The organism is Amycolatopsis thailandensis, from assembly GCF_002234405.1.
Lineage (GTDB): Bacteria > Actinomycetota > Actinomycetes > Mycobacteriales > Pseudonocardiaceae > Amycolatopsis > Amycolatopsis thailandensis.
This window is the reverse complement of record NZ_NMQT01000013.1, coordinates 17,690-30,632: the sequence shown is the minus strand read 5'-3', so window position 1 is coordinate 30,632 and position 12,943 is coordinate 17,690. Positions and strand designations below refer to the sequence as shown.

At 67.8% G+C, this 12,943-nt stretch carries 13 protein-coding genes and 1 pseudogene; 6 read left to right on the top strand and 8 right to left on the bottom strand.

Annotated features, from left to right (window positions below; all coding sequences use genetic code 11):
* Window positions 1–197: 197 nt before the first annotated feature.
* Window positions 198–794, top strand: a complete 597-nt coding sequence (locus tag CFP71_RS03165; RefSeq protein WP_093932312.1) for a nitroreductase family protein — start codon at window positions 198–200, stop codon at window positions 792–794.
* On the opposite strand, the gene CFP71_RS03160 is transcribed toward CFP71_RS03165, so the two are convergent.
* Window positions 755–2,224 carry an MFS transporter gene (locus CFP71_RS03160; RefSeq protein ID WP_093932311.1) on the bottom strand — a complete coding sequence of 490 codons (1,470 nt, stop codon included), beginning with the start codon at window positions 2,222–2,224 and terminating at the stop codon, window positions 755–757. The two genes, CFP71_RS03165 and CFP71_RS03160, sit on opposite strands and share 40 nt — an antisense overlap.
* Window positions 2,225–2,327: 103 nt before the next feature.
* Here CFP71_RS03160 and CFP71_RS03155 point away from each other — a divergent pair, with 103 nt between their 5' ends.
* A complete protein-coding gene (locus CFP71_RS03155; RefSeq protein WP_093932310.1) occupies window positions 2,328–3,167 on the top strand; it encodes a helix-turn-helix transcriptional regulator in 840 nt (279 codons plus the stop codon).
* 9 nt (window positions 3,168–3,176) lie between these two features.
* On the top strand, window positions 3,177–3,770 hold the full coding sequence (locus CFP71_RS03150; RefSeq protein ID WP_244199543.1) for a hypothetical protein: 594 nt from the start codon (window positions 3,177–3,179) through the stop codon (window positions 3,768–3,770).
* Here CFP71_RS03150 and CFP71_RS03145 read toward each other — a convergent pair.
* Window positions 3,763–4,653 (bottom strand): ANTAR domain-containing protein, encoded by an 891-nt coding sequence (locus tag CFP71_RS03145; protein WP_093932309.1) that lies wholly within the window; start codon window positions 4,651–4,653, stop codon window positions 3,763–3,765. The two genes, CFP71_RS03150 and CFP71_RS03145, sit on opposite strands and share 8 nt — an antisense overlap.
* A 169-nt stretch (window positions 4,654–4,822) precedes the next feature.
* Between CFP71_RS03145 and CFP71_RS03140 the strand changes: the two genes are divergently transcribed.
* Window positions 4,823–5,572: an ANTAR domain-containing protein gene (locus CFP71_RS03140; RefSeq protein ID WP_093932308.1), complete on the top strand. Its 750-nt coding sequence runs from the start codon at window positions 4,823–4,825 to the stop codon at window positions 5,570–5,572.
* A gap of 18 nt (window positions 5,573–5,590) precedes the next feature.
* Here the strand turns inward: CFP71_RS03140 and CFP71_RS45300 are convergent, their stop codons facing one another.
* The 4 genes and pseudogenes from CFP71_RS45300 to CFP71_RS03125 all read right to left on the bottom strand — a co-directional run bounded on the left by CFP71_RS45300 (window position 5,591) and on the right by CFP71_RS03125 (window position 8,358).
* On the bottom strand, window positions 5,591–6,847 hold the full coding sequence (locus CFP71_RS45300; RefSeq protein ID WP_341866876.1) for a PAS domain S-box protein: 1,257 nt from the start codon (window positions 6,845–6,847) through the stop codon (window positions 5,591–5,593).
* A 103-nt stretch (window positions 6,848–6,950) separates the two neighbouring features.
* Window positions 6,951–7,433, bottom strand: a pseudogene (locus CFP71_RS45675) (CheR family methyltransferase); the annotation flags it as partial.
* Window positions 7,430–7,969 (bottom strand): chemotaxis protein CheB, encoded by a 540-nt coding sequence (locus CFP71_RS03130; RefSeq protein ID WP_093932307.1) that lies wholly within the window; start codon window positions 7,967–7,969, stop codon window positions 7,430–7,432. The pseudogene CFP71_RS45675 and the gene CFP71_RS03130, both read right to left, overlap by 4 nt.
* A 23-nt stretch (window positions 7,970–7,992) precedes the next feature.
* Window positions 7,993–8,358 (bottom strand): hypothetical protein, encoded by a 366-nt coding sequence (locus CFP71_RS03125; protein WP_093932306.1) that lies wholly within the window; start codon window positions 8,356–8,358, stop codon window positions 7,993–7,995.
* Window positions 8,359–8,602: 244 nt separating this feature from the next.
* Between CFP71_RS03125 and leuA the strand changes: the two genes are divergently transcribed.
* Window positions 8,603–10,360, top strand: a complete 1,758-nt coding sequence (gene leuA / locus CFP71_RS03120; protein WP_167405979.1) for a 2-isopropylmalate synthase — start codon at window positions 8,603–8,605, stop codon at window positions 10,358–10,360.
* 363 nt (window positions 10,361–10,723) lie between these two features.
* Here leuA and CFP71_RS03115 read toward each other — a convergent pair whose 3' ends face one another.
* Window positions 10,724–11,350 (bottom strand): peroxiredoxin-like family protein, encoded by a 627-nt coding sequence (locus tag CFP71_RS03115; protein ID WP_093932305.1) that lies wholly within the window; start codon window positions 11,348–11,350, stop codon window positions 10,724–10,726.
* A 58-nt stretch (window positions 11,351–11,408) separates the two neighbouring features.
* Here CFP71_RS03115 and CFP71_RS03110 point away from each other — a divergent pair, with 58 nt between their 5' ends.
* Window positions 11,409–12,014: a TetR/AcrR family transcriptional regulator gene (locus CFP71_RS03110; protein ID WP_425266593.1), complete on the top strand. Its 606-nt coding sequence runs from the start codon at window positions 11,409–11,411 to the stop codon at window positions 12,012–12,014.
* Here CFP71_RS03110 and CFP71_RS03105 read toward each other — a convergent pair.
* Window positions 11,971–12,909, bottom strand: a complete 939-nt coding sequence (locus CFP71_RS03105; protein ID WP_093932303.1) for a LysR family transcriptional regulator — start codon at window positions 12,907–12,909, stop codon at window positions 11,971–11,973. The genes CFP71_RS03110 and CFP71_RS03105 overlap by 44 nt on opposite strands.
* Window positions 12,910–12,943: the final 34 nt, after the last annotated feature.

Below are 12,943 nucleotides of genomic sequence, written 5' to 3'. Positions count from 1 at the left end.
GGGTCACGCACGCCCGCCACCCTCGTAAGTGGGCCTGACCACCACTTCAGGGACTTCTCGAAGTAAATCTTCCTTAACACCAACGAAATAGTCGGAGGGCTTTCACTTTAGTGACGGAGAGCACCCCTTGTTATCCATCCATGCCCCCGCCGCCACCCTCAAACGAGGAGCTTCGCTCCGCTGTATCTTCCCGAGCCATGCACAAGCCCGCCGATACGAGTACCCCGATCGCGTCGATCATGGCCGCCAGGTGGAGCCCTCGCGCCTACGACGAGACCGCCACGGTCACCGAAGACCAGGTCCGCGCGCTGCTCGAAGCGGCCCGCTGGGCGCCGTCGTTCGGCAACACCCAGCCCGCCCGCTACCTGGTCGGCCTCCGGGGCACGCCGTCGTTCGACCGGATCCTCTCGACGCTCAACTCGGGCAACAGCGCGTGGGCCCATCGCGCCGGTCTGCTGCTGATCGGCGTGATGGTGACCACGAACGAGAAGGGCGAGGTCCCGTACGCCGAGTACGGGCTGGGTCTCGCGACCGAGAACCTCGTGCTCCAGGCCGTCGAGCTCGGCTTGATCGCGCACCAGATGGCCGGTTTCTCCGCCGAGGCGGCGACGGACTTCTTCGGGCTCCCCGACGACGTCGTCCCCAAGGTCGCCATCGCCGTCGGCCACCCCGCGGACCCCTCGGTACTCGAAGAGGACTGGCGGATCGAGCGTGAGAAGGCGCCGCGCGACCGCGTCCCGCTGGCGGAATTCGCCTACGCCGACACCTGGGGCGCGAGCGCCCTCTCCGACTGAGGGAGCCAGCGCAGGGCGAGGACACCGAGCCCGGCGTGAAGCAGGCTCAGCACCGCGACGGCGGTGTGCAGACCCGCGACGAAGGCCTCCTTCGCGTCAACGATGTCCGTGGGCGCGATCCCCGGACGCTGGAGGGTTTCGCCGAGCGTGGGCGCGAGGCCCGGACCGGCCAGGCGGAACACCAGCGCGGCGAGCGACCCCATGAGCGCGATTCCCAGCGCGTTGCCGATCTCGTTGCTGGTCTCGGCGATCGCGCCCGCCGCCCCGGCCCGTTCGGCGGGCACCGCACCGACGGCCGTGTCGGCCACCACGCTGAACGAGATGCCGTAGCCGACTCCGGCGACCACGGTCGAGGCGACGTACCAGCCCGCCACGCCCGTGACGCCGGTCATGAGCAGCAGCGCCAGCCCGAGGGCGATGGAGAAGTGGCAGGCGACCAGCGCCGCGCGCTTGCCGACGCGGTCGACCAGGGCGGGCGTGACGACGCACAGGGTCGTGAGCACGGCCGCCCCGGGCAGTGCCAGCAGCGCCGCGTGCAGGACGGGCAGGCCGAGCACGGACTGCAGATGGATCCCCGACAGGTACGCGGCCGCCGACCACGCGGCGAGGGGCAGCAACCCGGTGACGACCGCGATCGTGAAGACGCGGTCGCGGAACAGGGAGAACTCGATCAGCGGGTGGTCGAGACCACGTTGGCGCCGGACGAACCACCACAGCAGCCCGGCCCCGGCGATCCCCGTGGAGACCGCGACGACGGACAGCCCGTCGGCGGCGGCGTGCTTGATCCCGTGGATCGCGAGCAGCAGACCGGCGGCGGAGAGCACCACGCTCAGCGCGTCCACCCGTCCGGGCCGGGTGGCCCGCACCTCCCGGAGCAGCACCGGCGCGAGCGCCAGGAACACCGCGATCACCGGCAGATTGACCAGGAAGACCGAGCCCCAGGGGAACCGCTCCAACAGGACACCGCCGACGACCGGGCCGATCGCGAAACCGGTGGCGAACGCGGCCGCGAAGACGCCGATGGCCCGCGCCCGTCGTCGCGGATCGGGGAAGAGTTCGCTCAGTACGGCCAGCGCGGACGGCAGCAGGGTCGCGCCCGCCAGCCCCATCAGGGCACGGAACGCGATGAGCAGCTCCGGGTTCGGGGCGAACGCCGCGCCCGCCGAACCGAGGCCGAACACGGCGGCGCCGATCATCAGCAGCTTCAACCTGCCGTACCGGTCGCCGATGTTGCCGAACGCGATGAGCAGCGAGCCGACCGCGAAGCCGTAGACGTCCAGGATCCACAGCGCCTGATCGGCCGTCGGCGTGAGCGCCTGGCTGATCCTGGGCATCGCCAGGAACAGGATCGACCCGTCCATCGAGACCAGGAAGACCGGGCAGAGGATCACCAGCAGGCCGAACCAGGCCCGGTTGTGCTGTCTTGTCATGCCCTCGACGGTCGGTCAGTCCCGTCGTGGCAACCATCCCCGTGCCGTGGGTACACCCAGCGGGTACACCCACGCGGCCGCGAAGGAACTTAGGCTCGAAGTCATGGAAAGCCTCGGCGTGTACCTCAAAAGCCGTCGTGACCGGGTGACCCCCGCCGAGATCGGCCTGCGCACCTACGGCACCTCCCGCCGGGTGCCCGGTCTGCGCCGCGAGGAACTCGCCCAGCTCGCCGGGGTGAGCGCCGGGTACTACACACGGCTGGAGCAGGGACTCGCCGAGACCGCTTCACGGCAGGTGCTCGACGCGCTCGCCCGCGCGCTCCGGCTCGACGACGTCGAAACCGGCCACCTGCACAACCTCGCCCGGCAGTCCGCCCTCCCGAAGCTGTCCGACCCCGGCCCGGAAGACCCGCATCCCCGCGTCCTCGCGCTGCTGGAGAACCTCGGCGAGACCGTGCCCGCCGTCGTGCTCGGCAGACGCGGCGACGTCCTCGCCTGGAACCGCGCGGGGCACGCGCTCACCGCCGAACACGTCGGCTTCGACTCGCCCCAGGACCCCGCACGACGGCCGTCCGTGCCGCGGATGTTCTTCCTCGACCCGCTCACCAGGAACCTTTTCGGCAATTGGGCCGAACTCGCCCGCGTCCACGTCGCCTACCTGCGGCTGACCGCGGGCCGTCATCCCACGGACGCCCGCCTCGCCGGGCTCATCGGCGAACTGACCATGCGCAGCGACGAGTTCGCGACGCTCTGGGCGACCGGTGACGTCGCCGACTGCACCGTCGGCACCATGCTTCTGCGGCATCCGACGGTCGGCTCGGTCGACGTCGACTACCAGGTGTGGCTCCAGCCCGACAGCCCCGACCACCGGCTGGAGATCTACACCCCGAACGACCCGGGATCCGCCGACGCGCTGAAGATCCTGACCCGTTTCGATCGCTAACCTGGGGTCATGGGGGCTTTGCGCAATCTCGTCCGCAACGAATCCCGCACGATGACGGGGCTTTGGCTGTATGTGCGACGCCGCGAGGACGGTGTCGACGGGGACGCCGTGGCCGTGCCCTACGGCGCGAACGGCAAGGCGATCTTCGTCGTCATGGCCGTGGTGAGCGCGGTCGAAGCCGGTCTCTTCTGGCTGATCGACTTCGGCATCGTCGTCGACGTGGTGCTGCTCGTCCTGGGCGTGTACTCGGTGCTGCTCGTGTTCGGGGTCTACGCCGGCACCGTCGTGCGGCCGCACGTCGTCTCGTCGCGTGAGGTCCGGGTGCGCTGGAGCTCGTTCTACGACGTGCGGATCCCGAGGGAGAACGTCGCCGCGCTGCGGCATCTGAAGGAGAGCCACGACCCGCTCAAGGCGCAGAAGTTCCGCGACGGGACCTGGCTCAGCCACGACAATTTCTACGAGACGAACCTGGTCGCCGAACTGCGCGAGCCGATCACCGTGACCCGTCCGCTCGGCAAGGCCGAGACCGTCCGCGTCGTGAAGTTCCAGGCGGACGACCCGAAGGCCGCCGTCGAGGCCTACGAAAGGCTCGGAGTCAGTTGAGGGCCGTCGTCCGGTTCACGATCATGCGGGCGACCTCGATGACGCTCTCGTCCAGGGAATAGGCGTGCGCGCGGATGAGGGCCAGCGCGTCCGTGGCGGTGCAGTGATGGGTGGTCATGACCATTCCCGTGGCCTGATGCACCACCACCCGCAGATCGCTGTCGCCGAACAACGGATGCACGGGCAGCCCGTCCTCGACGTCGAGCCGCGTGCCCGGATGCAGCGCGGTGTCGGTGAGGACGTCGGCCACCACCTTCGTCGAACGGGCGATCTCCGCGTCCGGTTCGGGCTCGGGCCGATACGCGATGAGGGTTCCCATCGGGGATTCCAGCAGCCCCAGCCGAGCCGAAACCACCGCCCGGACTCCGAGTTCCCGCGCGGCGGGACCGAACCGGGGCCATCTGCTCACCAATTCACGCTCGCCGCAGACCCCCGTTTCGAACGGGATTCCCAGTGAGGGTCCTTCGCCGAAGACGTACTCCAGATCGTTCACCTTGGCGGCGACGAGATCGGAGACGACGACCGCGGCGCCGCCATCGCCCTTGGTGAACAAGGTCACCGCGAGGCTGCGGATGCCGGACGCCTCGGCCACCGCCGCCATGAACGCCGGGGGAAGTCCTGCCCGCTCGGGCCCCTCCGCCCAGCTTTTCACCGCGTCGGCGTAGCCCGTGTGCAGTTCGACCGCGGCGCGATGTCTCTTCTCCGTGGCACGGTGCAGTTCCGCCATCCGCAGATGGAACGGGCGCATGATCTCGATGGCCGCTTCCAGCAGGTTTTCGTGGCGCAGAGCCACGCGCGCCGCGCGATTCGCACGTCCTCGTTCGGTTTCGACCAGATCGCGCAGGGTCGCCTGGTCGTATCGGCCACCGGTGCGATCCCACATGAACCGAGCGTACGCTCGCGATCCTCCCGCGGATGTGACCCGGATGGCTGAGTGAGGCGCCTTTCCCGGCCATACCGAGAGGACTAGCGTTGACTCTTCCCCAAGCACTCCGGCGGTCCCGTCCGGAAGTGCCTCTCGATACTGCAATCCGCGGGAAGGCCGAATTTTCATGCAGAATCGCGAAAGATGGGTCACCGACACCTTGGTGGAGCTGGCGGACACGCTCGTGCCCGCTCTCGATCCGACGAAATACTGGCACTGCGTGGCGGATCGTTACGCCCAGCTCGTCGCCTCGTCGGCGGTCCACCTGGCAGCCGTCGGCGACCACCCGGTCGTGATCAACACCGACGACCGGCTCGGGACAGCACCGCTCGACCGGATCCTCGCCGAGGAAGGCCCCGGCGTCGACAGCCGGGACGGCGGGGAGCAAGTCGTCAACGTGCTCCTCGCCGAGGCGACGACACGCTGGCGCCGGCTGAGCCAGGCCGCGGTTTCCCTCGGCTATCGGTCGATTCACGCGTTCCCGTTCAGCCGCCGCGAGGACGTGCTCGGCGCGGTGACGGTCCTGACCTCGGAGACCACGCCGCTCCCGGTGGCGGATCTGAGGATCGCGGCCGCGCTCGCCGACGTCGCGACGATCGGCATGCTCAACCACCAGGCCATCGCCAAGCTGACCACGACGACCGGGCAGCTCCAAGGCGCGTTGACCAGCCGGGTGATCATCGAACAGGCCAAGGGCCTGGTGTCCGCCCGGCTGGAGATCAGCCCGGAGGCGGCCTTTCTGCTGCTGCGCCGGTACGCCCGCGGCCACAACATGAAGATCGGGGAGCTGTGCGCGTCGCTGATGAGCCGGCGTCTCACGGTCGGCGAGCTGACGGTTTCACCTTCGAAAGCCGTCAAAGCGGGCCGTCGCCGGTGATCGCGCGCGGCGCGGAGCTCACTCCCGTCGCTTCTCCATCAGCAGTACGACGCCGCTGCCCGGTCCGCTCAACGGTGAGCAGCTGACGGACGCGACGAACGGCCTGCCCTTCCGGTCCACCGCGTCGGTTTCGACCGGGAGTGCGCGATGGCCGGTCTCGTTGCAGATTTCGACCATGTCGCGAAGACCTTCCGTCGGCAAACCGAAGTCGAGGGTGAAGAAGTCGGCTCCGTAGACCTCGTCGGCGCGCATTCCCCACAGGTCTTCGGCTCCGCGGTTCCAGCTTCGCACCAGAAGGTCGCTGTCGAGGACGACCACTCCGGCAGCGACGCTGGACAGCACCCCTTCGAGGAACGTGCGTGCCTCGTCCAGCTCCGCGGTGCGGATCCGCATCTCCTCGTTCATCGTTTCGAGTTCTTCGTTGCCCGACTGGAGTTCCTCGTTGGTGGTCTCGAGTTCCTCGTTGGTGGACTGAAGTTCCTCGTTCGTCGTTTCGAGTTCCTCGATGCTGGACTGAAGTTCCTCGTTGACGGTTTCGAGTTCGGCGTTGGTCGACTGGAGTTCCGCGTAGGCCGTGGCGAGGTCCTCCTGCACCCGTTTGACTTCCTGTTGGAGACGGGTCGCCTCGGTGGTGTCGATGAAGGTGATCGCGACACCGAGGTCCTCACCGTCGCTGGTGAGCAAGGGCTTGACGATGATGTCGAAGTACTGGACCTCGCCGTCGCCCTTTTCCCGGCGCACGGCGTTGACCCGGACGCTTCGACGCTCGTTGTGGGCTCTGTCGATCAAGGATCTGAGTTCGATCGGCTGGTAGGAGATCTCCAGATCTCGGAAGGGCGTGCCCGCGATGTTCGCGGAGAGCCCGAATTGAAGCCTCGCCGCGCCGTTGACGACCGCGACCGTACCGTCGCGTTCGATGCCCATCACCGCGTCGGGTGAAGCAGCCAGGGCCAGCTCCACCACCTGACGCCTGCTGATCTTCTCCATCCCTGCCGCCGCCCGGAGGTCGAAGCGTGCCGATCGCGCCGCCGCGCTCGCCTGGACCTTGAACACCCGGTTGCGCATGTCGGTGACTTCGAACCGGGAGCCGTCGGCGAGCAGCATCTCGGCCTTGCCCAGGAAAAGGTGGCCGCCGTCGTTGAGCGCGAAATGGAACCGCTCGATGATCTTCGCCTGCGCTTCGACGTTGAAGTACATCAGAGTGTTGCGGCAGACGAGCAGGTCGACCCGGGAGATCGGGGCGTCGCGGGTGATGTCGTGCCTGCCGAAGATCACCCGCCGGCGGGTGATCGCGGCGAAAGGCGAACAGGGCGCCGTTCGGTTCGAAGTACTTCGCCTTCAACTCGTCGGGGAGCTTCTCGAGCGATTTGAGCGAGTACACACCGGCCCTGGCCTCGCGCAAGGCTTCTTCGTCGACGTCGGTGCCGTAGATCTTGACCTGCTTGGTGGACGCCTCGACGCCGAGCTGTTCGGCGAAGAGGATCGCGAGGGTATAAGCCTCTTCCCCGCTCGAACAGCCGGCGCTCCAGATCCGGATGTCACCGCCGGGGCCCGCCTTGGCGATCAGCTCGGGAACGACCACCGTCTGGAGGTAATGCCAGGCGGCGGGGTCCCGGAAGAAGCTGGTGACATTGATCAGAATGGTATTGAAGAGTTCCTGGAACTCGTCGGCGTTGCTTTCCAGGAAATCGCGGTAGTCAGGATATTTCTCGAAGCCGACGGTCTGCATCCGCTTGCGGATCCGGCGGCCGAGAGAGGTTCGCTTGTACCCGGTGAAATCGAAGCCACGGGAATCGTCGATGAACGTCAGCAAGGATTCGAGCTCGCGCTCGTCTTCCGCCTCGCCGTCATGCGCGGTCACAGTGACCTCGTCCTTTCGGTCAGGGCCACCAGCGCACCCGCGATGTCGTCCAGCGGCAGCACCAGGTCGACCGCCACGGCATTCGCCACAGCCTGTGGCATACCTTTGAATTCCGCGGTATCCGGATCTTCGGCGACTACGGTACCGCCACGGGCGGTCACCTCTTTCGCTCCCGTCGAGCCGTCGAACCCGGTTCCGGTGAGCACGCAGACCAGGGCCGCGGCCCCGTAGACCTCGGCGACGGACGCGAAGAGCAAATCGGCCGACGGCCGGACGAACCGCACTTTGTCACCTTGCGACAGCACGAGCTTGCCGCCGGGGGCGACCAGGAGATGCCGGTCCGGCGGCGCGAGATAAGCGAGGTCGGCGAGAATCGTGTCGTGGTGGGGGTCGAGATGCTGGACGATGACCAAGGGCACGGGGAAATCGGCGGGCAAGGCCCCCAGCACCTTGACGAGTGCTTTGACTCCGCCCGCCGAACTCCCGATCGCGACGATCTCGTAAGGCACCGCCCGAGGTCGGCTGGCGCCGAGCATGTTTCGAGCGTAATGCTCCGAAGCTAGGCGGAACCGCCCACGCGCCGGATGATCTTGGCGAGAATTCCGGAGACCACCATCCAGAAGATCGCGGCGATGCCGTAGTTGACCAGCACGCGAAGCTTGGCGTCTTCAGGCATGAAGAGATCCTTGAAGCCCAAGAGGAGTCCCTCGGCCCAGCCGCGGACGAACGACACGATGCCGTTGTCGGGATTCGCTTCGCCGATCACGAAGACCACGTGCAGCACCAGGATGGCCGCGAAGACCAGGCCGACCCAGCGGACGACACTCGCCAGTATCCCCGCCGCGCGTCCGCTCCCGGCGCGCCAGTCGACCTTGCGCCGGGTCTTCTGATCAGCGGTTTCCTTCTCTTCAGCGTGCTCGCCCATGCCGGGCAGTGTGGCACGCTCCCTGGTCCGATTGCTACCCGTGAGTAACCCGAATGGGCGCCACTCTGGTCACGGTTCGATCGCGGCCCGGGTTTCCTTCCGGGCGATCTCGCGGTTAAGGTGACCTCGTGGCTCGAGCTCTCCTGCTTCGCTGCCGCGACGGGGCCTGATCGGACCGGCTCCCCGTCGCGGGGCTTCGTGGTGCCGGTCGTCGCACCCGATTCTTCAGGAGAACCGTCCCCTCATGAGCATCCGTAAACCCACGCGCCCGGCCCCTTCCGAGCAGGCCTCGTGGAACACTCAGCGCGGCACTTCGATGCCCGTACACCGCTATCGCCCCTGGTACGACCTGGTCGAGGACATCTCGCTGCCCGACCGCACCTGGCCGGACAAGCGCATCGACACCGCCCCGCTGTGGTGCGCGGTCGACCTGCGCGACGGCAACCAGGCCCTGATCGACCCGATGTCGCCCGCGCGCAAGCGCAAGTTCTTCGACCTGCTGGTCCGCATGGGCTACAAGGAGATCGAGGTCGGCTTCCCGGCGGCGTCGCAGACGGACTTCGACTTCGTCCGCGAGATCATCGACGAAGGCGCCATCCCGGACGATGTCAGCATCCAGGTGCTGACCCAGTGCCGCCCGGAACTGATCGAGCGCACCTTCAAGGCACTCGAAGGGGCGCCGCGCGCGATCGTCCACATCTACAACTCGACGTCGATCCTCCAGCGTCGCGTGGTGTTCCGTGAGGAGCGCATCGGCATCACGAAAATCGCTTCGCAGGCGGCCGAACTGGTCGTCGACTACGCGGCGAAGCAGCCGGACACCGACTTCCGCTTCCAGTACTCCCCTGAGTCCTACACCGGCACCGAGCTGTCCTACGCGCTCGAGGTCTGCAACACGATCACCGGGATCTGGCAGCCGACGCCGGAGAAGCCGGTCATCCTGAACCTGCCCGCCACCGTCGAGATGGCGTCGCCGAACGTCTACGCCGACTCGATCGAGTGGATGCACCGCAACCTGGAGCGCCGCGACTCGGTGATCCTGTCGCTGCATCCGCACAACGACCGCGGCACCGGCATCGCCGCCGCCGAGCTGGGCTTCCAGGCCGGCGCGGACCGGATCGAAGGCTGCCTGTTCGGCAACGGCGAGCGCACCGGGAACGTCGACCTGGTCGCGCTGGGCATGAACCTGTACAGCCAGGGCGTCGACCCGCAGATCGACTTCTCCGACATGGACGAGATCAAGCGGACCGTCGAATACTGCAACCAGCTGCCGGTGCACGAACGCAGCCCGTGGGCCGGTGACCTGGTGTTCACCGCTTTCTCCGGCAGCCATCAGGACGCGATCAACAAGGGCCTCGACGCGCTGAAGGCCGCCGCCGACAAGGCGGGGACGCCGGTCGACGAGCACCCGTGGGAGGTCCCGTACCTGCCGATCGACCCGAAGGACATCGGCCGCAACTACGAGGCCGTGATCCGGGTGAACTCGCAGTCCGGCAAGGGCGGCGTCGCCTACATCATGAAGGCCGAGCACCAGCTCGACCTGCCGCGGCGCCTGCAGATCGAGTTCTCGAAGGTCGTCCAGCGGCACACCGACACCGCGGGCGGCGAGGTCGACCCGGCCACCATGTGGAACGCGTTCTCGGCCGAGTACCTGGAGCTGAAGACGCCGCTGGAGCTGGTCCGCCAGCACGTGCGGGACAACGGTGACGGCGAGTACGACATCACCGCCACCGTGCGGGTCGAGGGCGACGAGCACGAGGTCACCGGGCGCGGGAACGGCCCGATCGCGGCCTTCTTCGACGCGCTGTCGACCGTCGGGTTCGACCTGCGGCTGCTGGACTACAGCGAGCACACGCTCTCGCCGGGCGACGACGCGCGGGCGGCGTCGTACATCGAGTGCGCGATCTCCGACAGGGTGTTCTGGGGCATCGGGATCGACCCGTCGATCGTGACCGCTTCGCTGCGGGCCGTCGTGTCGGCGGTGAACCGGGCGAACCGGTAGCCGTCGCTGTTCCCAGGTACATGAAGGCCCCCTTCCTTGCGCCTAGATACAGGAAGGGGGCCTTCATGTACCTGTCGCGGCTAGGCGTGGGCCGCTCGTGACCGTGTCACTGGCGACAGTCCGTGAAGGCCTCCTTCCCTACCTTCAAGGTAGGGAAGGAGGCCTTCACGGACTTCCGGCTTTACGTACCCGCCGCAGGTTGCGAAAGTGGCTTTCACAACGTTGAAGGTTGCGAAAGTGGCTTTCACGGCACCTCCCGACTTCAGCCGCCGGACCGACGGGGCAGGACACTCCCGCCGGCCCCAAGTACATGAAGGCCCCCTTCCTTGCGCCTAGGTACAGGAAGGGGGCCTCCATGTACCTCTACAGGGCTTTCACCGCGGCCAGGACGTCGGCCGGGTCGGTGCGGGTGGTGTAGTCCGGGTGGACGTCGATGTAGCGGATGACGCCTTCGCCGTCGACGACCAGGACGGTCGGGTACGGCAGCTCCCATTCCGCCGCCCCGTTGATCTTCTCGACGTCGCCGATGAGCGCGTCGAAGGTCGGCTTGAGCTCCGGGTCCTGGCGGAACGTGATGCCGAGCGCTCGCCCGAGCTCGTTGTCCACATCGGACAGGACGGTGAACGCCAGGTCGTTCGTGGACAGTGAACCGTCCGGCAGCTGCGGGCTGACCGCGACCAGCTTCACCCCCAGGTTCTCCAGCTCCGGCAGCAACTCCTGCTGATACGCGCGCAAGGCGAGATTGCAGTACGGACACCACGCGCCGCGATAGAACACGACGACCGCGGGCCCGTCCGCGACCCGGACCCGGGCACCACCGGCGTCCGGCAACGTGAAGTCCGGCATCGCCACCCCCGGCTTCACCGCAGCCTCGACGGCCAGCCCGACGAACTTCTCCCGATCGGCCTTGAGCACCGGCGCGACCTCGGCCGGCACCTGCTCCGCGACGGCGACACGCAGGTCGGCGAGGTCGGTGTCGAGATCCCCCATCGTCAGCTCCTTTTGTTGTACTGATCGGTACAGTGCGGCCGACTGTACTATTCGGTACATGAGTGGTCAACCGGCGAAGACCCCGCGAGGGCGGATGACTCGTGACGCGATCGTCGACGCGGCGGCCGAGCTGATGTACGTCAACGGCGTCGCCGCGACGAGCGTCGACAAGGTGCTCGCGGCCAGCGGCGCCGGGAAATCGCAGATGTACCACTACTTCAAGAACAAGGACGAACTCGTCGGCGCGGTCATCGACCGCTGCCTCGAACTGATCCTCGGCAACCAGCCCGCGATCTTCGAACTCCGCGAGTGGGCCGACTTCGACCAGTGGGCCCAGGAGATCCTCGCCATCCAGAGCACCCCGAAAGGACCGGTCGCCTGCCCGCTCGGCAACCTCACCGGCGAACTCGGCGACGATCCGAAGCTGGCGCCACTGCTGGACAACGCCTACCGCACCTGGGAGTCCCATCTCGAACGCGGCTTGAAGTCCTTGCAAGATCAGGGAAAGCTCGCCGCGGACGCCGATCCGGCCCGGCTCGCGCAGACCGCGATGACCTGCCTCCAGGGCGGCCTGCTGATGGCACACCTCCGGCACGACATCACGCCGATCACCGACGCGCTCAAGATCGCGCTGGACCACCTGAAGAGTCACGCTCGCCCGTGAGCGCCTCGACCTCGTCGGCCAGCGCGTCGAGCACCTTCGCCACCGCGGGCCGCGAAGACGCGCCGAGCCGGCAGACCGCTTCGACGTGCCGCGCCGCCTTGATCCCGGCGAGCGGACGACAGACGATCCCGCTCCCGCGCCGGGTGTCCACTGTGTACCGGGGCAGCAGCGCGATCCCGTGCCCCGCGGCCACCAGCCGTTCGATGATCCGGAAGTCGTTGATGCGCTGCACGACCCGCGGCCGCACGCCGGTGCGGATGATCAGCGACTGAAGGATGTCGTCGACCGGGAACCCGGCGTTGACGCTGATCCAGCGCTCGTCGGCCAGTTCGGCGAGTTCGAGGCGGCGCCGCTTCGCGAGCCGGTGTCCCGCCGGGAGCGCGACGTCGAGCGGTTCGCGCAGCAGATGCCGCGACTCCAGCCGCTCCGACCCGAGCGACTCCGCGTGCTCGTCCCGGTGCGCCACCACGATGTCGTAGTCCGCGACGAGTCCCGGCACCTCGGGTGGCGTCATGTCGACGTCACGCACGATGACGTCCAGCCCGTCGAACTCCGCCGTCCGATGCAGCAGTCCGGGCAACAGCATCAGCCCGGCGGACTGGAAGATCGCCACCCGCACCCGGCCGCGCGGGGCGCTGCGGTAAGTGTCCAATTCGGACTCCGCGCGGTCGAGCGCGGCGAGCACGTCGTCCGCGCGGGCGACCAGCGCGCGGCCCGCGTCGGTCAGCCGCAGCCCGCGCCCGGCGGGCTCCGTCAGCGCGAGACCGACGTCACTCTGCAAAGCGCGCAGCTGCTGGGAAACCGCGGACGGGGTGCAGTGCAACGCCTTCGCGGCCGCCGTCACGCTGCCGCGGTCGGCGAACTCCCGCAGGGTCCGCAGCCGGCCGATGTCCATACCGCCAGCATATGTGAAGCGAAACTGAACGGTC